Here is a 20,621-nt window from a genome sequence, read left to right on the forward strand (position 1 = left end):
TCTCGGGCTGCCAGCCCGGGGGGAACGCGGTGGCGGCGGCGCTGCGGGCGGCAGCGAACGGCCCGGCCGCCGCGGTCAGCCCGAACCCTGCCGCGGTGCCGATCAATCCGCTGACGAAGTGCCGTCTTCGCACGGGAACTTCCCTTCCTGTGCCGATTAGGGAGGATCCACCGTTGGGCAGTACGCCGAAGAGGTCAATGCACGGAAGTGAGCATCTCGCGGCCCGTCGGGCGTCGGCCGAAACATCCCGGCCGACGCCCAGGAGCGGGTGTACCGGGAAGTCGTACGGCCCTCACCGCACCCGGGGCAGGCCCGTCACGGACATCATGAGTGAGTACAGCGAGGTCGTGGCCGTGATGAAGAGGCGGTTGTTCTTCGGGCCGCCGAAGGCGATGTTGGAGACCGGCTCGGGCACGCGCAGTCGTCCGATGAGGGTGCCGTCGGGGTCGTAGCAGTGCACGCCCTCGTCGAACGCGGCGGCCCACAGCCGCCCTTCGTCGTCGAAGCGGATGTTGTCGAAGCCGCCCTCGGTGTGCTGGGCGAAGACCTTGCCGTCCGAGAGGGTGCGGTCCTCGTGCACGTCGAAGACGCGGATCTGTCCGGCCCTCGTGTCGGCGACGTACAACTGCCTCTCGTCCGCCGAGAAGACCAGGCCGTTCGGTCCGCCGAAACCGTCCGCGACCCGGGCGATCCCGCCGGTGACGGGATCGATCCGATAGACGTCGCAGGTCCCGATCTCGCTCTCGGCGCGGAACCCCTCGTAGTCGCTGGTGATCCCGAAGTCCGGGTCCGTGAACCAGACGGAGCCGTCGGAGCGTACGACCGCGTCGTTCGGGCTGTTGAACCGCTTGCCCTCGAAGCGGTCGGCGAGCACGGTGACGCGGCCGTCGTGCTCGGTGCGGGTGACCCGGCGATTGCCCTGCTCGCAGCTCACCAGCCGGCCCTCGCGGTCGAGCGTGTTGCCGTTGACGTGTCCGGCGGGGGAGCGGAAGACCCCGATAGCGCCCGTCGCCTCGTCCCAGCGCAGCAGGCGGTCGTTGGGAATGTCGCTCCAGATCAGCTGCCGCCAGGCCGGCAGATAGAGCGGCCCCTCGGCCCAGCGGCAGTCGGAGTACAACTGCTCCAGACGCGCGTCGCCGTTCGCGCACCGCCCGGTGCGAAAGCGCTCATCCAGGACCTCGTACAGATTGTTGAGAATCTCGCCGGACATGGCCAACCTCTCTCCACGCGGATCTGAACGTCATTCGCCGTGATCCTAATATGACCGAACCGGATATGGTTGGGGTATGGGGATGGTCAACGGGATCGTGGACGACGTCGACAGGGCGCTGATCGCGGAGCTGCAGCGCGACGCCGGGCAGGCTTACGCGCTGCTCGGCAGGGCGGTCGGCCTGTCGGCCGGTGCGGCCCACGATCGCGTACGTAAGCTCCGTGAACGCGGCGTGATCCGCCGCACGACCGTGGAGGTCGACCCGGCCGCCCTCGGGCGGGGCGTGCTCGCCTTCGTCATGGTCGACTCGTCGGCCTGGATGGGGGAGGCGACCGAATCGTTCGCCGCCATCCCCGAGATCCAGGAGGCCCACGTCATCGCGGGTACGGCCTCCGTCCTCGTGAAGGTGCGCACGGCCACCACGGAGCAGTTGCAGGACGTCCTGCGGCGGCTCTACGAGATCGAGGGCGTGAGCGGGACGCATGCGACGGTCGTGCTGGAGACGTTCTTCGAACGGCCGGTCCGTGCCGACTGACGGCGGTGGGCCGATGCTTGTCGGGTGCCGGGAGGCACCCATCGTGAAACTGCTTGCTGGAAAGGGCACTTCGAAATCGTGAATCTTTGGTCGATCTACCAGCACGGCTTCGCGCGGATCGCCGCGTGCACCGGCCATGCGGCCATCGCCGACCCGCCCGCCAACGCGGAGGCGGTCCTGCGACAGGGCCGCCGATGTGCGCAGGAGGGGGTCGCCGTCGCCGTGTTCCCCGAACTCTGCCTGTCCGGCTACTCGATCGAGGACCTGCTGCTGCAGGACGCCTTGCTCGACGAGGTCGAGGAGGCGCTCCGGACCGTGGTCGCCGGGTCGGCGGATCTGCTGACGGTGCTCGTCGTCGGCGCCCCGCTGCGGCATCGCCACCGCATCTACAACTGCGCGGTGATGGTGCACCGCGGGCGGATCCTCGGTGTCGCGCCCAAGTCCTACCTGCCCAACTACCGCGAGTTCTACGAGCGGCGGCAGATCGCCGCGGGCGACGACGAGCGGGGCGGAACGATCCAGGTCGGCGGCGCGACCGTGCCGTTCGGCACGGACCTGCTCTTCGCGGCCGAGGACGTACCCGGCCTGGTGCTGCACGCGGAGATCTGCGAGGACATGTGGGTGCCGGTGCCCCCGAGCGCGGAGGCGGCGCTGGCCGGAGCCACCGTCCTCCTCAACCTCTCGGGCAGCCCCATCACGGTCGGCCGGGCCGAGGACCGGCGGCTGTTGTGCCGCGCCGCGTCCGCCCGTTGCCTCGCCGCCTACGTCTACGCGGCGGCCGGACTGGGAGAGTCGTCCACCGACCTGTCCTGGGACGGCCAGACCATGATCTACGAGAACGGTGAACTGCTGGCCGAGACCGACCGGTTCCCGCTCGACGACCAGTACGCGGTGGCCGATGTCGACCTCGACCTGCTGCGCCAGGCCCGCCACCGGATGGGCACGTTCGACGACAACCGCCGCACCCACGCCGCGCGCACCAGCGGCTTCCGGTCCGTGTCGTTCCGGCTCGACCCGCCCGCGACCGACCTCGGGCTGCGTCGCAGGGTCGAGCGATTCCCGTTCGTGCCGGCCGACCCCAGCCGCCTCGCCCAGGACTGCTACGAGGCGTACAACATCCAGGTCACCGGTCTGCAGCAGCGACTGGCGGCGATCGGCGGCCCGAAGGTCGTCATCGGGGTGTCGGGCGGCCTCGACTCCACGCACGCGCTGATCGTCGCCGCCCGGGCCATGGACCGCGCGGGCCGCCCGCGCAGCGACATCCTGGCCTTCACCCTGCCCGGTTTCGCGACCAGCGAGGGCACCAAGAGCAACGCGCACAAGCTGATGCGCTCGCTCGGCGTCACCGCCGCCGAACTGGACATCACGCCGACGGCCCGGCTCATGCTCCAGGAGATCGAGCACCCGTTCTCCTCCGGTGAGCCGGTGTACGACGTGACCTTCGAGAACGTGCAGGCCGGGCTGCGCACCGACTACCTGTTCCGGCTGGCCAACCAGCGCGGGGGCATCGTGCTCGGCACCGGTGACCTGTCCGAGCTGGCGCTCGGCTGGTGCACCTATGGCGTCGGCGACCAGATGAGCCACTACAACGTCAACTCCGGTGTCCCGAAGACACTGATCCAGCACCTCATCCGATGGGTCATCAGCAGCGGCCAGTTCGAGCAGGAGACCAACGAGACGCTGGCCGCGATCCTCGACACGGAGATCAGCCCGGAGCTCGTGCCGGGAGAGGAACTGCAGTCCACGGAGTCCAAGATCGGCCCGTACGCGCTGCACGACTTCACCCTGTTCCACATCCTGCGTCACGGCTTCCGGCCGTCGAAGATCGGCTTCCTGGCCTGGCACGCCTGGCACGACCAGGGCGCCGGTGTGTGGCCGCCGGGATTCCCCGAGGCCAAGCGGACGGCGTACGACCTGCAGGAGATCCGGCACTGGCTGGAGACCTTCTGCCGCCGCTTCTTCGGGTTCGCGCAGTTCAAGCGCTCGGCCATGCCGAACGGGCCGAAGGTCCTGGCCGGTGGTTCCCTGTCACCTCGCGGCGACTGGCGCGCCCCGTCGGACAGCACGGCGGCGGTCTGGCTCAGGGACCTCGCCCGCTGGGACGTGCCGCGGGAAGAGGGACGGGAAGAGGAAGGGTCGTAGACGAACCTCGGAACCGCGGCGAGAGCTGACAGGGGCGACGCCGATGGTCCATGGGCGGCCATGGCCCATGGACCATCGGCCCACGGCACCGGCGGGGCTATGCGTACGGCCGGTCGCCCGCGATGGCGACCCGCTCCGCCACCCGGGGGTGCGGCGCGTAGTCGTTCACCGCGTAGTGCTGGGTCGCGCGGTTGTCCCAGAAGGCGACATCGCCCGGCTGCCACTGGAACCGCACCTGGTACTCCGGCACATGGGCCTGCTGCGTGAGGCAGCGCAGCAGCCGGTCGCTCTCCTCCCGGTCCATGCCGGTGATCCGGGTCGTGAACGAGGTGTTGACGAAGAGCAGCCGCCGTCCCGTCTCCGGGTGGGTGCGCACCACCGGATGCTCCACGGGCGGAAAGACGTCCTGGAGCGGTACGAGCCGCTCGGGCGGGTAGAAGCGGGCGAAGCCGGGGATGAAGTCGTGCACGGCGGTGGCCCCGTCGACGCGGTCCTTCACCTCCTGCGGCAGATTGTCGTAGGCGGCGGCCATGTCGGCCCACATGGTGTCCCCGCCGAGCGGCGGAACCTCGTGCAGCTGAAGCACGGCACCGAGCGCGGGCCGCTCCCGGAAGGTCACATCGGCGTGCCAGACGTTCTCGAAGGTGGGCGCGGAACCACTGCCCTTGTCGAAGCGCACGACATCCTCGCTGGACCCCTGGGCGAGCAGCGGGTTGGTCTCCAACTCCCCCCACTGCCGGGCGAAGTCACCCTGCTGCGCGGATGTCAGCCGCTGACCGCGGAAGAACAGCACCTTCCACTCCAGCAGCGCCCGGTTCACCTCCTCGCGCAGCGCGTCTCCCAACGGCCGCGCGAGACTGAGGCCCCGTATCTCCGCCCCGATCGTGCGCCCTTGGGGCACCAATTCGAAGTGTTCGTACGGGCGCTCCTCCCATCCCTCGGGCAGGCGGCGCAGGACACGCGCGCCCTCGTACATCCCGCCCTCGGGTACGCGGGCCTCGCGCAGTGCGGGCTGTGGTCCGGCGCTCATGACAGTCATGGCTTCCAACTCCTCAAGCGTGTACTTCCGGTGGCAGACGGCAGGTTGCTCAGGAGACGTGCCCTCGCCTGCCGCGAACGGAGGAGTTCAGCGGCGCGGTGCGACCATGCACCGGGATTCGTCCGGGCCATGAGGAAGTGGGAGTCGATCCGGACCGTGAGGAAGGAAGACCGGCACTGTCAGGGCGGGGGCGAGGCGAGCGACGGCTCGACAGCTGCCCCGCTAGCGGCCTGAGCGCTCGCACCCGGTCCGATCCGGGACGCGCAGCGGCCCCGTCGTGTCGAACCAGTGTCCGGTCATACGGGTGAGTGTGTGAGTTCCGCTGGGTACTGTCAACATGGCATCGCGCGGCGGCCTGTTGTCCGCCATGGTGTGGTGCCTGGGGGCGTTGTGCTGGCCGGGCGGCGGCCGCGTCCGGCCGCCGCTGTGCCACCTGCCTGCACTCCACGGTGGGGTGAGACGTGTCACCCCGACCGTGTCACCCCGACAAGGCAGTGGTCAGGCGGTGACCGGCTCCTGCTCCGCGGAGTTGTCAGCGGCAGGAGTCTCGGCCGCCGTGTAGAAGACGGACGAGCCCTGCTTGGTGCGCTGGACATGGCCCTTGGCGACGAGCCCCTCCACCGTGGTGCGCACGACCTTGGGCTTGATGTCGCGGTCGGGGTGGGCCTGGGCGAGCGCGGTGCTGATCTCCGCGGAGGACCGCGGTTCGGACTGCCGGCCGAGGTGGTTGTGGATCAGCTCCACGAGGGTGGGCAGCTTCGCCGCAGGTGCGGACGCCTTCGGCTCGGCGGTTTTGGCTGCTGCCTTCTTCGGCTTGGCGGCAGTCGCCTTCTTGCGCCTGCCCGACTTGGTCTCGGCCGAGGCCTGTCGCGGCAGCGAAGGCTTGGCTGCCGTGACACTCTCCTCCTCGCTCGAACCGGCTTCGAGGCTCTCGGCACCCAGCGTCCGCTGCAGGTTCACCAGCAGGGCCTGGTCGTGCTGCAGAGCACTCAACTGCTCCTGAAACGCGGCCACTTCGGCGCCGATACGTTCCTGTTCCTTGGTGTTGCGCTCAAGGTCCGCAGCCACCTGAGCGGCGTACTGCGTCTTGAGTTCCGTGGTCGCTGACTCGACTTCGGACATGGCAGCTACCTCTCCTCCTGCATTGTGTGGTGCTGACGCCGGATGGTACTCGCATCATCCACGCCATGATCCTCACTCTGACCAGGCTTGTCCGGCAGATCCATGACCCGGACGCAACTGCATTGGGCTGCATATGCCTGGGGGAGAGTGCACTCAGGTGGCGTCAGCACCTCCCTCACGTGCTGTCTCAATTTCAACCTTCAAGGTGAACGCGAAGCCGCCCGACACTCATGCCGAGTTGGTCTGCCATGTGTGGAACGCAAAGGGCCGGCTCGACGCTGTTGGCGTCGAGCCGCCCCTTTTGCGGTGGTTCGGTGCACCTCCATGGATGGTCAGTCCGTGCCGGACTCCATGGCGGCGCGGTCCAGCAGCGCGTCCTCCTCGGAGACCTCGCCGCGGGAGGCGATGGCCTCGGCGCCGCCCTCGGGCATCTCCGGCATGGTGCCGATGAGGCCGGTCGCGGCGGCCTGGGAGGCGCCGATCGCGGGGCTGCCGGTGCCGATCAGGCCGAGGCCGACGTACTGCTCCAGCTTGGCGCGGGAGTCGGCGATGTCGAGGTTGCGCATGGTGAGCTGGCCGATCCGGTCCACCGGGCCGAACGCCGAGTCCTCGGTGCGCTCCATGGACAGCTTGTCCGGGTGGTAGCTGAACGCCGGGCCCGTGGTGTCGAGGAGCGAATAGTCCTCACCGCGCCGCAGCCGCAGTGTCACCTCACCGGTGACGGCCGCGCCGACCCAGCGCTGCAGTGACTCGCGCACCATCAGCGCCTGCGGGTCCAGCCAGCGGCCCTCGTACATCAGCCGGCCGAGGCGCCGGCCCTCGTTGTAGTACTGGGCGAGGGTGTCCTCGTTGTGGATCGCGTTGACGAGACGCTCGTACGCGGCGTGCAGGAGAGCCATGCCGGGGGCCTCGTAGATGCCGCGGCTCTTGGCCTCGATGATGCGGTTCTCGATCTGGTCGGACATGCCGAGGCCGTGCCGGCCGCCGATGGCGTTGGCCTCCAGGACCAGGTCGACGGCGGAGTCGAACTCCTTGCCGTTGATCGTCACCGGGCGACCCTGGTCGAAGCCGATCGTCACGTCCTCGGTGAGGATCTCGACCTCGGGGTCCCAGAACCGCACGCCCATGATCGGCTCGACAGTTTCCACACCCGTGTCCAGGTGCTCCAGCGTCTTGGCCTCGTGGGTGGCACCCCAGATGTTGGCGTCGGTGGAGTACGCCTTCTCCGTGCTGTCCCGGTAGGGCAGGCCGTGGGCGAGCAGCCACTCCGACATTTCCCTGCGGCCGCCGAGCTCGGTCACGAAGTCCGCGTCGAGCCAGGGCTTGTAGATCCGCAGGTGCGGGTTGGCGAGCAGGCCGTAGCGGTAGAACCGCTCGATGTCGTTGCCCTTGAAGGTGGAGCCGTCGCCCCAGATCTGTACGTCGTCCTCCAGCATCGCCCGCACCAGCAGCGTGCCGGTGACGGCGCGGCCGAGGGGGGTCGTGTTGAAGTACGCGCGCCCGCCCGAGCGGATGTGGAACGCGCCACAGGTGAGCGCGGCCAGGCCCTCCTCGACCAGCGCGGCCCGGCAGTCGACCAGGCGCGCGACCTCCGCACCGTAGGTCTGCGCGCGGCCGGGCACCGAGGCGATGTCGGGCTCGTCGTACTGGCCGATGTCGGCGGTGTACGTGCACGGGACGGCGCCCTTGTCGCGCATCCAGGCGACGGCGACCGAGGTGTCGAGTCCGCCCGAGAAGGCGATGCCGACGCGCTCGCCGGTGGGCAGGGAGGTGAGGACCTTAGACATGGGAAGAGTATGCATGAGAACGCATGATCATGCAAAGTCCGGCTGGGGCGGCCCTGAGGACGGCCCGTCTCGACGCCCGGAAGGAGACCCGCCTCGTCCTGGGCGCGGTCGCAGTTGTCGTGGCCGGGCGGGAAGCACGGTGGCACGCGGGCGTCAGAGGTATCTGACGCCCTGTTCCGCGCTGCCGGCCAGGAAGCCGGAGAGGCGGGCACCGTAGCGGATCCACCGGCGGCGCAGGCCCGGGGAGTGGGCGAGGTCGGAGGTGTGCAGGAGGAGCCAGGACCAGTTCATGAGGACGGTCCGGTTGTTGCGGCGCTCGAAGCCGGCGTGGCGGTAGGCGGCGTACAGGCGGGCGCCGGACCTGCCGTAGTTCCACTTCTGCCGGGCCAGGGTGGAGAGTTCGGCGCGCAGCCGGTAGTGCATGCGGGCATCGTGCGCGTAGTCGACCCGGAAGCCGCACAGGTGGGCCCGCCAGGACAGGTCCATGTCCTCGCCGCCGCCCCGGTAGTTCTCGTCCCAGCCGCCGATCGTCGTCAACACGTCTTTCCAGACGGCGCAGTTGGCGCCTCGCGCGAAGGGCAGGAAGTCCGTCTGCTCGGTCATCGGCATCGGCTGCTCGTCGGCGTACGTGGGGCTGAGCACACTGCTGTCCAGGCTGCCGCCGATGAGGTCGGCGTCCGGGGCGGCCGCGGCCAGCCCGGCGAGCCAGCCGGGGTCGGCGACGTCGTCCGCGTCGCAGAAGGCGATGAAGTCACCGCTGGCGGCGGCGGTTCCGCGGTTGCGGGCGTAGCCCTCGCCGAGGCGCTCGTGGGCGTCGACGATCCGCAGGCCGGGCAGGTCGGGGCGGGCCTTCTCCGCCACCTCGCGCGTCGCGTCGGTCGAGCCGTTGTCGACGACGAGGACCTCCCAGGGGGCGGTGTAGGTCTGGGACGCGAGCGCACGCAGCTGTGCCGGGAGCGTGAGCGCGCCGTCGCGGACGGGGATCACGACGGAGACGAGGTCCGGGGTCCGCCCGCGTCCGGACACGTCCACGGAGGGCGCGTGGGTGGAAGAGGACAGGTGGGTGTCCTGTACGAGGCGGGCCCCCGTGGCCCGGGCGGCGGACACGGTGGCGGCGGTGTCGTCGGTGCGGCGTCGCACCAGAAGTCGCGGCACCATGACCCGCGCCGCCCGACGGCCCGACGTGCGCAGCAGATCGCGGCGCACGGCGTACGCGGCACCGTCGAGGCCGGGCGTCAGGGTGATGCCCTCGACCAACGCGTCCGCCCGCAGCCGGAGCGTGCCGCACTGGACGAGGCCCGCATCGTCGCGGGCCGCCCCGGCCAGGTGGTGCAGCCAGTCCGGGAGCGCCTCGTCGCGGCCGTGGAGGAAGGCGACGTAGGGAGTCCGGGTGGCACGCGCGGCCTCGACGCAGACCTCGGCGGCGGTTTCGGACGTGCAGCGCGCGAAGTGCAGCCGTGGGTACGGCAGTTGGTCCGGCGGCGGGTCCGCCGGAGTGACCACCGTGACCGCGGCGGGCGGCAGGGACTGACGCAGCAGGCTGTGCACCGCGGGTTCCCACTCGCCCCCGGGTGCCGCGACGACCACGCCGATCTCGGGCAGGGTCGGTTCCACGCCGGTCACCCGTCACCCGCCCACTGCGACCGGGTCCAGCGTGAAGTCGATGTCGTTGGGCGGCGCGACCAGTAGGGGCAGCAGCTCCTCGCGGGTCGTCGCCTCACGGCGGCGGCGCTCCTGGGCGTTCATGGCCCGTGTGTAGGAGCTGCGTTCCGCGGACCCGAAGCCCGTCTCCGGCGCCTGGGTCAGCGACTGGGGCCAGATCCGGTAGCGGTAAAGGACGTGGCGCACACTGCGCAACCGGTACAGCCGGGCCGCCCGGAGGTGGAAGTCGGTGTCCGCGCCCAGCCGGACCGTGCCGTCGAAGCCGCCGAGCCGCTCCAGCACCTCGCGGCGCACGACCGACGACGGGTGCAGCACCACAGTCGAACGTCCGAGGCGCATCCACAGGTTGCCGTTGCGCGGCATCCGGCGGCGGCCCGTGCTCTGGCCCGTGGCGTCGATGTACTCGTAGGCGCAGCCCACCAGATCGGCCTTGTCCCGTTCCAGTACGGCGAGTTGATGGCGCAGCCGGCCCGGCAGGCTGATGTCGTCGGCGTCCTGGAAGGCGACGTACGGGGTGTCCACGCGTTCCAGGACCTTGTTCTTGATGCGCAGATGGCCGACGTTCTCGGAGGTGCGCAGCACGGTCAGACGAGGGTCGTCGGCGTACGGACGCAGGGCGGCCGTCCATGTCTCGTCGGGGGAGCGGTCGTCGACCACGATCAGGCGGAGGTCGGTCCGGTCCTGGGCGAGGACCGAGGCCGCCGCCGTGCCCAGGTAGTCGGCGCAGTCGTAGTGAGGCAGGACGACGGTGACCGCCGCCTCCTTGTGTGCCGATGTCCGCACGGCGTCTCCATTCCGGGCCGCCGCAGCGGGCAGCCGCCTGTGGTGGCGTGCGGACGGCCGCCGTGCCGGGCGGCCGTCCCGCGTCAGGGTCCGGTGCGTGCCGCCGCGGGCCGTCCCTCGGCGGCCGGGCTCATGAAGTCGCCGTCGTCGCCCCACGGCACATGCCGCAGAGGGCGGCCCGCCGCGCCCCGTACGGCGAGGCTCGCGGCGACCGAACAGAACCAGGTCAGGTGTACGGCCTTGACGGTCCAGCGCTTCAGTCCCCGTACGGGGCCGCCGCTGCCGTCCCAGGCGGCGAGCGGCCACAAGCCGTGGAACAGGGTGCCGGTGAGGTAGGTCCGCGCGGTCGCCCACGGGTAGTCGGCCGTGCACGTCACATGGCTGTAGAGGGACCGACGCAGCCGGCGCAGCGTGTCGTGGGTCCGGGTGACCCGGTAGAAGCTGCCCCGGGCGTCGGGCAGTACTTCCAGGTCGTGCAGCGGGTCGGCCGCGTCGGGGTCGAGGAGTTCGAAGAGTACATAGCCGTCGTCGGCGAGCCGGCGGGCCGGGATGCCGTCGGCCACGACGTCGGCCGCGACGAGCATGCAGGCCGCCGCGGGGTAGGAGCCCGGCGGCACGGTGACGCCGGAAATACGGTCCATGGTCCGCGACGCGGCCGACGCACGCGGCAGGGCCACGAGGTGGGCGCCGACCGCGCCGGCGCAGTCGCGTTCGTGGAAGCGGTCGACGAGCCGGGCGAGACAGCCGGGGCCGAACTCGACGTCGTCGTCGGTCCACAGCCAGCCGGTGTGACCGAGCCGCTCGGACAGCCTGAGCGCCGTGTTGACCGTCCGGAGTTTCCCCCGGCCCGGCAGTGCGAACCCGATGACGGGTACGGGGGCGGCCCTGGTCAGCCTGCGAAGCCGTTCGACGGCCTCCGCCTGCTCGCCGGGGCCGTACTGCATGCCAAGCCAGATCGTCAGGGGCAGTCCGGGACGGGTCTCCCGTACGTCGTCGAGAGCGTGGAGGAGATGACGCAGCGCGGTCTCGTGGGCCGTCAGATCGCAGCGCGCCACGTACGTGGGCAGCAGCACCCCGAGTCCACCGGAGGGCAGTCCCGTCTCCAGGTCCGCCGGTTCCTGCTGGACATCTCCCAGCCTGACCAGTGTCACCGGGGCGTCCGGTGGGGGCAGGGGGTCGAAGCCGCGGGCCACGGTGCGTTGCCACCATGTGCGCCCGCTTCCGGTGCCCCCGAGCATCCGCATCCCTTCGCCGGCCGACCCGTGCACCACCCGTTCCGGCCCTTCGTCAGATATCGGCGGACGAAGGGGAATTCACTGTCGACGTGCGTGCAGCACAATGTGCGGAGTGTGCTGATTTCGACGGGGCGTACTCTAACCGGCGCCTTGAAGTGATCACAAGACAGCCGTCCTGTTCCGGGTCGATGGCCGAAATACCTGCGTTCCGGTTGCACCGGTTCGGTGAATCGTCAGGGCGGACGTGCGGGAATCGGATGGTGGCCTGGCCGAATTCCGCTGCCGTCGCGCGGAGTTCTTCTCGGACGGCATCAGGGAAACGGCCGAAAATAGTCGGCCGGATATTTCCGCCCCCACCCTGTGTGTCGGCGGTGTGTGCGGCCCGCTCGCCGCTCTGTGGCAGGCTAACGGCACAGCATTCCGCGCCATTCGTCGCGGGCGGCGGAAGGAAGAAGGTGTCACACATGAGGTATTCCGCACGTGCGGAACAGCAGTTGGGCGGGACGTCCGGGCCGTCGTCCGGGCGGGACGTCCTGCTGAACGCGCACGGGATCGTGAAGAGCTATGGCCGCCGCCGCGTCCTCGACGGCATCGACCTCGTCGTGCGCGCGGGCGAGGTCGCGGCGATCGTGGGCAGCAACGGAGCCGGCAAGTCCAGCATGCTCAAGATCTGTGCCGGGCTGCTCGCCCCGGACGAGGGCCGGGTGACCATCTCCGGACGCCTCGGCTACTGCCCCCAGAACGCCGGTGTCATGGGCTTCCTCACGCCGCGCGAGCACTTCACGCTGTTCGGCACGGGCCGGGGCATGGGGGGCCGGGACGCCGACCGCCGGGGGCGCGAACTCGCCTCCAAGCTCGACTGGCAGGTCGCCCGGGGCACCCTGGCCAAGGACCTGTCGGGCGGTACCCGGCAGAAGCTGAACGTCGTCCTCTCATCCCTCGGCGACCCGGATGTCCTGCTGCTCGACGAGCCCTACCAGGGCTTCGACCGGGGGTCCTACGTGGACTTCTGGCAGAACGTCTGGGGCTGGCGCGACCAGGGCAAGGCGATCGTCGTCGTGACCCACATGCTCAACCAGCTCGACCAGGTCGACCATGTGCTGGACCTCAGCCCGAGGAAGCAGGAGGCGGGCCGATGAACCGGACCCTGCGCATGGCCGAGATGACACTGCGTGAACTGCTGCGCCGGCGTGGAGTGCTGGGCCTGCTCCTCCTCGTGCCGCTGGTGTTCTATCTCGGTCGGCACGACCAGCCCGGCCAGGCCATCCGGTTCGCCAGCCTGGGCGTCGGGTTCGCGGTGAGTACCGCAGCCCTCTTCTCGGCCGTCGGCGGCCGGGAGATCGAGCCCCGGCTCACCCTGTCCGGCTTCCGGCCCCGCCATCTGTACCTGGGTCGCATGCTCGCCCTCCTCACGGCCGGGCTCCTGATCTCCGCGCTGTACGCCGTGGTCGTGATCGTGGACCAGGACGTGGCGAACCCGCAGGCGGTCGCGGTGGAACTGGCGCTGACCTCCCTGGTGGCGGTCCCGCTCGGGCTGCTGCTCGGCCTGGCCGTGCCCCGGGACCTGGAGGGCACCCTGCTGCTGATCTCCGTGATCGGCGCCCAGATGGTGATCGACCCGGCCAAGGATGTGGCCAAGGTGCTGCCTTTCTGGTCGACCCGGGAGATCATCACGTACGCCGTCGACGGCGCCGGCAGCGGTTCCCTCGTCTCGGGCGCGACGCATGCCGTCGTCGTGACCGCGCTGCTGGTCCTGGCGAGCGGTGGCGTCATGTCGGTGCGATTGCGGAGGCGTACCCACATGCAATTCGTGTGAATCCGCCGCGAGTCCGTGCGGAGGGCCGGAGGAAAGTGACTCTGTCTCGCCGATACGAACGCGTGTAGGGTTGGGGAATCGTCCTGCCGGTGCGTGTCCACGCGTCGGTACGGTGGCCCGGCTCGTCGCCTCTCCCCAGAAAGGAGAGATTCGTGAACGGTGCACAGCGATTACCCCTCGGCGAATCAGCCGAACAAGCCCTTTCGAGGGCAACGGAATTCCTCTGGACCGCACGTGATGCGGACGGTTGGTGGAACGACTACGAAGTCCGTGGCCCAGGCCAGTTCTGGGCCACTGCCTTTGTCGGTGCCTCACTCGCGGAATTACCCGAAGGCCCCGGGCGATTGGCGGCGGTGTCCGCCTGGGAGCTGCTGAGACAGGCCCGCGGCCCGTCGGACGGCTGGGGCTACTGCCCCCAGGTTCCCGGTGACGCCGACATCACTTCCTGGGTCCTGCGACTGGCCGAGGCGCTGGGAGCGGAGGACGACCTCCGCGCGGACGAGGGATACCGCTTCGTCGCGGCGCACCTTCAGCAGGACGGCGGCATCTCCAGCTATCTGCCGCAGAACGCCGCACCCTTCCTGGACCGGGTGGCTCCCCGTTGGGACGCCTGGTACGCCAGTCATGTGTGTGTGACCTCGGCCGCCGCCGGGCTGCTGCAACTGCCCGTGCATGAGCGGCTGTTGAGCAGACTCCGGGAGATCCAGCGGCCGGACGGATCGTGGCCCGCCTACTGGTGGCCGGATCGCGAGTACCCCACCGCGCTGGCGGCCGAGGCGCTCGCCGCCGCCCGACCGGCCGGGGACCGCCCCGAGGCACGGGCAGCCGCCCGCTGGGCCGCCGCCAAGATCGGTGCGGACGGTGCCGTGCGTACCGAGTGGGAGCCGGAGGGCTCCGCCTTCGCCACCGCATTCGCCCTGCGTGCCGTGCTGGCCGGCGAGTTGCCGGAGGGCCGTGATGCCGTCCGCCGGGCGGTCTCCTACCTGACCGACTCGCAGGAGAAGGAGGGCAGTTGGCGGCCGTCCGCATGGTGCCGGGTGCCCGGCCCGATGGAGTTCGACCCCGACGCACGTGAGCACTGGGAACGCGGGCGGCGCGGCAAGGCCGCGCTGGGCTCCGTCGTCCTGGACACGAAAGCGCTCTACACCACCGCGTCCGTCGTAGCGGCACTGGCCAGGGCGAGCACCGTGACGGTGACTTCGGCGGCTGCCGAGCCGAGCGCGGACCTTGCATGACGGCGCGCAGCGCGCCACGACCGGACAACGAGGGGGAACGCCGGTGAACACGTCACCGCAGTTGGTCCAGCGCACGGAAGTCCCGGCCGTACCACCCCTGCTGGGCCCAGGAGCGGTCCTCGGGCGGCTGCGAGGTCACGAGCGCGGGCCCGTCCACATCATCGACCCGTTCAAGGTGCCGCAGGCCGAGGCCGTGGAGAAGGCGAAGATCCTGGACGACCTCGGCTGTCCCGCCCTCATCCTCGCCAGTACCGACTACGAGTCGTTCGAGTCCCGCATGGACCCGTACGTCGCGGCGATCAAAGAGGTCAGTTCGCTGCCGGTGCTGCTGCACTTCCCGCCGCGGAAGGGTTTCGGCTTTCCGCTGGCCCGGGGCGCCGACGCCGTCATCCTGCCCGCGCTGCTCGGCTCACGCGACGACTACTACGTGTGGAAGAGCTACCTGGAGACCCTGATCAACCTGCCCGGCCGGGCCGACCGCGAGGACTGGCCGGAACTCCTGCTCACCGTCGCCCTCACCTTCGGCGAGGACCACAAGACGGGCGACCTGCTCGGCACGGTGCCGGTGGCCACCACGAGCCCCGAACAGATCGACCGGTACATCGCGGTCACCCGCAGCTTCGGCTTCCACATGGTGTACCTGTACTCCCGCTACGCGCAGGTCCCCACCGACGTGGTCCGCCACTTCCGGCGGCAGCTCCATCCCGACCAGATCCTGTTCGTCAGCGGCAACGTCCGCCGACGGGAGCACGTCACCGTGTACCTGGAGGCGGGCGCCGACTACGTGGGCTTCGCCGGGGCGCTGGAACACGGCGACTGGCGATCGACGCTCGCCGAGATCACGGCGGACCGGCCGTGACCGCGGTGCTGCCCGAGGCCTACACCACGTCCATGCTGGTCACCGAGGCCGCAAACCGCGACCATGTCACCGACTTTGTCGCCCGCAACGGCGGCTCGCCCGAACTCGTGGCCCACACCGCGGCGTTGCGCCTGTACCTGAGGGTGCCGCACTTCCTCACCGAGTGGGTCACCGAACCGGAGCGGCGCACCGCGGTGGCCCGGGCGCTGGCCATGGACATCGTGGCCATGAAGCTGCTCGACGACCTCATGGACGACGACACCGGGCTCAACCGCGTCGAACTCGCCTGTCTGTGCCTGCACCTGCACCTGACGGCGCTGCGCGAGATGTGCGTCCTCGCCGCGGACGCCCGCGCCGTGACCGATGTGCTCGAACACGACTTCACCGCGGTCTGCACCGGCCAGATCCGCACCAAGAGCCATCGAGCGGAGAACCTCGACGAGTGGTGCGCCAACGCCAGCACCTACGGCGCCACCTTCCTCGGCTGCTACGGCTCGCTCTCCGCGATCTGCGGTCGGGAGGAGAGGTCCGTCGACCCCGCGAGGAGGTTCGCCGAGGCGTTCGGCACGATCATCACGATCGCCGACGACCTGACGGACTACGACCGCAATGGCGAGCGGGAGGGAAACCTCGGTCATCTGATGCGCACCGGGGCCGTGCCCGCACAGGACGTCGAGGCGCTGCTGGAGCGGCTGCGCGCCCAGGCGCTCGACGCGGTCCGGGAGCAGCCGGCCTCCTCGGGGCTGGTCCCCGTCGTCGGCCTGTACACCGACGACGTTCTGGACCGGCTGCTGCCGCGGCACCTCGTGCACTGACCGTCGGCCGACGGCCTACCGGGGCTCGCTCCGGTAGGCCATCACGTCGTCGAAGACGAACAGGTCGACGTCGCTGTGCGCGAAGTCGTCCAGCACGTGCCGGGCGGTGTGCGCGATGGCCCGGCCGGGGCCGTTGAGCGAGGTGTTGATCAGGGCCGGGACACCGGTCTGCGCCTCGAAGGAGGTGAGCAGCCCGTGCAGCCGCGGCTGGTCGGCACCCAGGGTCTGGATCCGGCAGGTCCCGTTGATGTGCCGGGCCTCCGGCGCTGTGCCTTCCGGCAGCTGGTACTCGAAGAGCATGTACGGGGACGGCCGGCCGCTCGGGTAGAGCTCGGCGAAACGCTCGTCGCGCATCACCGCTCCCAGCGGTCGGTACCACTCCCGCTGCTTGAGCTTCTCGCTCATCCGCTTGCGCATCCCGGAGGCGGCCGGGCTGCCCAGCAGCGAGCGATGTCCGAGCGCTCGCGGCCCGAGTTCGGCCGCTCCCTCCGTCAGGGCCACCACACCGCCGTCCGCGAGCAGCCGGGCGACCGCCTGGGTGTCGTACGGAACGGCCTTCAGTCCCGAGGTGTCCAGGGCGGCCAGGACGTCGGCGCGGGGCTCGCCGGTGCCGTTGCCGTACACGCTGAGAGGTTCGGGCGGCTGGCCCAGCACGTAGGTGAGGGCGTAGATGCCGGCGCCCGCCAGGTGCCCCGCGTCGCCGCAGGCCGGCGGGACGGCGATGTCGCGGCCGAAGGCCTCGCGCAGCGACGAGTTGGCGACGATGTTCAGTGCGCAGCCGCCGCCGAGGGCGATGGGCCCCACCCCCGTGGCGGTGCGGGTGACGTGTCGGTCGAGCACGTCGTGCACGGTTTCGGTGAACAGTTCCTGGAAGGTGGCGACGACGTGTGCCGCCGTCTCGAACTCGGGGTGGAACTCGGGGCGTTCGGCGAGTTCGGAGCGTACCCGCTCGGCCAGTTCCAGGTCGTGCATCACGCGGGGATCGACCCCTTGCAACTGCTCGCGTATGCGGGCGTCCGGCTGCCCGTAGCCGCCGAGCGCCATCACCTTGCCGGCGACGCTGGGGCTCTTGCCGAAGCCCAGGAGGTGGCCGATCGCGGTCCAGCCGAAGCCGTTGCCGTACCAGGGCAGCGGATCCTTCGCGATCCACTTCAGGCGGTCCTCCTCGACCCGGAACAGGGAACTGCGGGTGAGCTGTCCGCGGCCCTCGTTGACCAGCACGAGCGTGCCGGTCTCGTGGCCCGCGTAGTGGGCGGCGAGCGCGGCGTGCGAGAGCTCGTGCGTGACGACCACGCAGTCGACACGCCGGCCGAGCAGGTCGCAGGTGGTCCGGTGGTGGGGCGCGCCGGCGTTGATCCGTTCCATCGCGTGGTCCAGGTCCGGGATCCGCAGCAGGGCACTGCGGACCGGGGTGCTGACCGCCACCAGGTCGATCCCGTCGGTGTCCACGCACTCCTGGGACAGCACGTGCTGCAGCGCGATGTCGGAACGGTGGTCGTGCTTGACGCGGGTGAGCCGTTCGGTCTCGATGCCGAAGAGCAGCCGGCCGTCCTCGAAGTAGCCGACGCCGGTGTCGTGACCGGCGGAATGGAGAGAAAGTACCTTCATCAACGCTCCTGGTCAGCGGGTGTGAGGGGGTGTACGGCCGAATACGGGGCCCACTCGACGGCACGCAGCGGCCGGCCGGTCAGCCCGCGGAGGTACAGCTCCGTCCCCACCCCCGCGAACCAGGTGAAGTAGAGCCACTTGATCAGCGCGTTCTGGATGCCGCGCCGCCGTCCGCCGGTGCCGTCGAAGCCGGTCAGTGGCCACAGACCGGCGAACAGGATGTGGCGGAAGTAGTGCCGGACCACGGGCAGCGGCCAGTCGGCGAGATCGACGAGGTGGTTGAGGAGGAGCCTGCGGATCCTGCGGCGGGTCTCGCCCGCGGGACCGGCGACGTAGTAGTGGCAGCGGGCGTCCGGTACGAGGCGCAGCCGTGCGAGTGGATCCGGCAGGGCGGGATCGAGGAGCCGGAAGCAGACGTAGCCGTCGTCGGAGACGTAGCGGCCGGGCATGCCGCCGGACAGGACGTCGGTGGCCACCAGGATGCAGCAGCCGTGCGGGTAGTTGGTCGCGGGCGCCGCGATCGCCTTGGCACGGGCCAGCAGTCGCGAGGTGGCGAACTCCTTGGTGTGCGGGATCTTCGTGGCGCCCACCGCGCCCCGGCAGCCGGCCGCCAGGAAGTCCCGCACCAGTCGCGACAGACAGCCCGGGTCCAGGGTCACGTCGTCGTCGACCCAGCCGACGCCCGTGCAGCCGAGCAGTTCGGCCACCTCGATCGCGGCGTTGAGGGTGCGGGGCTTGCCGGGACCGGGCAGGGAGAGGCCGCACACGGCCACGTGCGGCAGCCGGGTGCGGGCCCGGAGCAGCAGCGCCCGCAGCCGCCGTACGGACTCGTCCTGCTCCGTGTCCGAGGACCACTGCATGCCCACGAACAGCACAGCTGGCATGTCCGGATGGTCCTCGTTCAGTTCGGCGACTCGGTCGAGCAGGGCGTCGAGACGTTCCGTCTGGTCGGCGAGGGTGCCGCGGGAGACGTAGGTCGGGGCGATCAGGGCGAGGGCGGGGGAGCCGGTACGCAGGGCGTCGGCGGCGGACCGGGCACCGGAGAGCGGGCTCGCTTCGCCCGACGGACCGTCGGGCACGAAGTACCGCACCGGCACCGACCAGGACGGCGGCGGGCGGAAGCCGCGGGCCATGGTCCTGCGGATGTGGTGGGTGAGGAACGGTTCGCCGCGCCGCTGCCGGCCGTGGGCCGGCAGCGGCGCGTTGAGACGGACGGGAGGGCCCGGTCGCACGGACGCGGCCGGGCGGGTGGTCTCAGAAGTCACGGTCGGTGTTGGAGGTCGACCGGGCCAGGCTGCGCAGACCGTCCAGCGTGTTGCGCCACTGGCCGGTCGAGGCCATGTGGGACAGCAGCGGCTTCGCCATGGAGCGGCGCAGGAAGAACGCGCGGTAGGCGGCCTGGGCGCGGCGCTGGGCGTCGGGCACCAGATAGCCGATCCGCGCGTCGAACTCACCCTGCACGAACCGGTCCCAGTAGTCGGCGGGTATCTGCCCCGCCTCCACGGACTCGGTGTGCAGCGGGGTGCCCGGCAGCGGGGTCGCGGTGTAGAAGCTCGCGTAGTCCAGCGGGATGCGGCAGGCGAGGTCGACGGTGGCGCGGAACTGCTCCCGGGTCTCGCCGAGCCAGCCGACGATGAAGTAGCCGAAGCCCTTGATGCCCGCCTCGTGGGCGGAGGTGACGGCCCGTTCGATCTTCTCGATGTCGCTCTCCTTGCGCATCCGCTTGAGGATCTCCGAGTCGCCGTGCTCGATGCCGAACCGCAGCCGCACACAGCCCGCCCCGGCCATCGCCTTCAGCAGCGGTTCCGGCACCAGGTCCACGCGGGTCGGCGCCTCCCAGCGCACCTTCAGGCCCTGTTCGCCGATCAGCGCGCAGATCTCCCGGACCCGGCCGCGGTGCAGGGTGAACACGTCGTCGTAGAACATGATCTCCTTCACCCCCCACCGGTTCTTGAGTTCCGTCATTTCACCGACGACGTCCTCGGGGGAGCGGTACATCGACTTCTTGTCGACGGCCTGTTTGAAGCAGAAGCTGCACTTGAAGGGGCAGCCGCGGCTGGAGATCATCGTCGCGAACGGCCGGGGAGCCATGATCGAGTAGTAGCTGTTCATGGGCAGGCCATCGCGGGAGGGCCAGCCGACCTCCTCCAGGTTCACCATCGGGGCGGCGCCGCCGTCGTGTTCGCGGGTGACCAGGCCGCGGATGCCCTCCGGTTTGTCGCCCTGCTCCATCGCCTCGGCCAGCTCCGGCATGATCGTGATGCCTTCGCCGACGCCGACGTAGTCGATGCAGTCGTGGAAGAGGTTCTCGCGCGCGTAGACCTCGCTGTGCGGGCCGCCGAGGATGACCTTGGCGCCGGTGCTCTTGGCCGCCTGGCAGGCCTCGACGGCGCCGGGCAGGCCGGGCGTGGTGGTGCTGACGCCGACCAGGTCCGGTTCGAAGTCGGCGAGCAGCTTGCGCAGACCCTCGCTGTCCAGGCCGAGGGCGGGGGTGTCGACCTGGATGACGTTGTGGAAGCCGGCCGACTTCAGAGCGGTGTGGATATAGCCCAGTCCGAGGTGCGGCAGGACGCCGGCCCGCTTCTGGATCTGGGTGATCTGACGGGTGTTGAGGCACAGGTCGTGGTGGCGGACCAGCGCGATCCGCAGGTTCCGCTTGCGCCAGCGCGGCAGGCCGGGGCGGGCCGGTGCATTGGTGACGGCCGTCGAGCAGCCGCCCGACGCGATCCCCGACGCCGCACCGGTACTGATGACGGGCAGTGTCTTCCGCATG

Annotated in this window: 17 protein-coding genes; 7 read left to right on the forward strand and 10 right to left on the reverse strand. The window is 70.4% G+C overall.

Translation table 11 applies throughout. The features are described from left to right. Positions 1 to 292: 292 nt before the first annotated feature. Complete coding sequence (locus O3Q52_RS02915) at positions 293 to 1,210, reverse strand: SMP-30/gluconolactonase/LRE family protein (RefSeq protein WP_269647174.1); 918 nt, start codon at positions 1,208 to 1,210, stop codon at positions 293 to 295. 97 nt (positions 1,211 to 1,307) lie between these two features. Here O3Q52_RS02915 and O3Q52_RS02920 point away from each other — a divergent pair, with 97 nt between their 5' ends. Further along, positions 1,308 to 1,745 carry an Lrp/AsnC family transcriptional regulator gene (locus O3Q52_RS02920; RefSeq protein ID WP_269647220.1) on the forward strand — a complete coding sequence of 146 codons (438 nt, stop codon included), beginning with the start codon at positions 1,308 to 1,310 and terminating at the stop codon, positions 1,743 to 1,745. A gap of 78 nt (positions 1,746 to 1,823) precedes the next feature. Further along, the gene (locus O3Q52_RS02925) at positions 1,824 to 3,887 is read left to right on the forward strand and encodes an NAD(+) synthase (RefSeq protein ID WP_269647175.1); all 2,064 of its coding nucleotides are present in this window, start codon (positions 1,824 to 1,826) and stop codon (positions 3,885 to 3,887) included. Positions 3,888 to 3,984: 97 nt separating this feature from the next. Here the strand turns inward: O3Q52_RS02925 and O3Q52_RS02930 are convergent, their stop codons facing one another. The 6 genes from O3Q52_RS02930 to O3Q52_RS02955 all read right to left on the reverse strand — a co-directional run bounded on the left by O3Q52_RS02930 (position 3,985) and on the right by O3Q52_RS02955 (position 11,518). Further along, positions 3,985 to 4,926 (reverse strand): TauD/TfdA family dioxygenase, encoded by a 942-nt coding sequence (locus O3Q52_RS02930; RefSeq protein ID WP_269647176.1) that lies wholly within the window; start codon positions 4,924 to 4,926, stop codon positions 3,985 to 3,987. Between the two features lie 498 nt (positions 4,927 to 5,424). After that, positions 5,425 to 6,048 (reverse strand): BlaI/MecI/CopY family transcriptional regulator, encoded by a 624-nt coding sequence (locus O3Q52_RS02935; RefSeq protein WP_269647177.1) that lies wholly within the window; start codon positions 6,046 to 6,048, stop codon positions 5,425 to 5,427. A gap of 332 nt (positions 6,049 to 6,380) precedes the next feature. After that, entirely contained in the window at positions 6,381 to 7,835 is a 1,455-nt protein-coding gene (argG, locus tag O3Q52_RS02940; protein ID WP_269647178.1) for an argininosuccinate synthase, read from the reverse strand. Positions 7,836 to 7,988: 153 nt separating this feature from the next. Further along, the gene (locus O3Q52_RS02945; protein ID WP_269647179.1) at positions 7,989 to 9,449 is read right to left on the reverse strand and encodes a glycosyltransferase family 2 protein; all 1,461 of its coding nucleotides are present in this window, start codon (positions 9,447 to 9,449) and stop codon (positions 7,989 to 7,991) included. 12 nt (positions 9,450 to 9,461) lie between these two features. Next, the gene (locus O3Q52_RS02950; protein WP_269647180.1) at positions 9,462 to 10,280 is read right to left on the reverse strand and encodes a glycosyltransferase family 2 protein; all 819 of its coding nucleotides are present in this window, start codon (positions 10,278 to 10,280) and stop codon (positions 9,462 to 9,464) included. Positions 10,281 to 10,363: 83 nt separating this feature from the next. After that, positions 10,364 to 11,518, reverse strand: a complete 1,155-nt coding sequence (locus tag O3Q52_RS02955) for a glycosyltransferase family 2 protein (protein ID WP_269647181.1) — start codon at positions 11,516 to 11,518, stop codon at positions 10,364 to 10,366. Between the two features lie 461 nt (positions 11,519 to 11,979). Here O3Q52_RS02955 and O3Q52_RS02960 point away from each other — a divergent pair, with 461 nt between their 5' ends. The 5 genes from O3Q52_RS02960 (at position 11,980) to O3Q52_RS02980 (ending at position 16,240) form a co-directional block, all read left to right on the forward strand. Then, complete coding sequence (locus tag O3Q52_RS02960; protein WP_269647182.1) at positions 11,980 to 12,654, forward strand: ABC transporter ATP-binding protein; 675 nt, start codon at positions 11,980 to 11,982, stop codon at positions 12,652 to 12,654. Beyond that, positions 12,651 to 13,331: a hypothetical protein gene (locus O3Q52_RS02965; RefSeq protein WP_269647183.1), complete on the forward strand. Its 681-nt coding sequence runs from the start codon at positions 12,651 to 12,653 to the stop codon at positions 13,329 to 13,331. The genes O3Q52_RS02960 and O3Q52_RS02965 overlap by 4 nt, the downstream gene beginning before the upstream one ends. A 353-nt stretch (positions 13,332 to 13,684) precedes the next feature. After that, positions 13,685 to 14,566 (forward strand): hypothetical protein, encoded by an 882-nt coding sequence (locus O3Q52_RS02970; protein WP_269647184.1) that lies wholly within the window; start codon positions 13,685 to 13,687, stop codon positions 14,564 to 14,566. Between the two features lie 43 nt (positions 14,567 to 14,609). Beyond that, positions 14,610 to 15,425, forward strand: coding sequence for a geranylgeranylglyceryl/heptaprenylglyceryl phosphate synthase (locus O3Q52_RS02975; protein WP_269647185.1), 816 nt, complete (start codon positions 14,610 to 14,612; stop codon positions 15,423 to 15,425). Then, positions 15,422 to 16,240: a class 1 isoprenoid biosynthesis enzyme gene (locus tag O3Q52_RS02980; RefSeq protein ID WP_269647186.1), complete on the forward strand. Its 819-nt coding sequence runs from the start codon at positions 15,422 to 15,424 to the stop codon at positions 16,238 to 16,240. The genes O3Q52_RS02975 and O3Q52_RS02980 overlap by 4 nt, the downstream gene beginning before the upstream one ends. A 15-nt stretch (positions 16,241 to 16,255) precedes the next feature. Here O3Q52_RS02980 and O3Q52_RS02985 read toward each other — a convergent pair whose 3' ends face one another. The 3 genes from O3Q52_RS02985 to O3Q52_RS02995 are packed head-to-tail and all read right to left on the reverse strand — an operon-like array spanning position 16,256 to position 20,620. Then, complete coding sequence (locus O3Q52_RS02985) at positions 16,256 to 17,848, reverse strand: carbamoyltransferase C-terminal domain-containing protein (protein WP_269647187.1); 1,593 nt, start codon at positions 17,846 to 17,848, stop codon at positions 16,256 to 16,258. Beyond that, on the reverse strand, positions 17,848 to 19,113 hold the full coding sequence (locus tag O3Q52_RS02990; protein ID WP_269647188.1) for a hypothetical protein: 1,266 nt from the start codon (positions 19,111 to 19,113) through the stop codon (positions 17,848 to 17,850). Before O3Q52_RS02990 ends, O3Q52_RS02985 begins: the two co-directional genes overlap by 1 nt. Next, a complete protein-coding gene (locus O3Q52_RS02995; RefSeq protein WP_269647189.1) occupies positions 19,103 to 20,620 on the reverse strand; it encodes a radical SAM protein in 1,518 nt (505 codons plus the stop codon). Before O3Q52_RS02995 ends, O3Q52_RS02990 begins: the two co-directional genes overlap by 11 nt. Between the last annotated feature and the right edge of the window lies 1 nt (position 20,621).

The organism is Streptomyces sp. ActVer, from assembly GCF_027270795.1.
GTDB lineage: Bacteria > Actinomycetota > Actinomycetes > Streptomycetales > Streptomycetaceae > Streptomyces > Streptomyces umbrinus_A.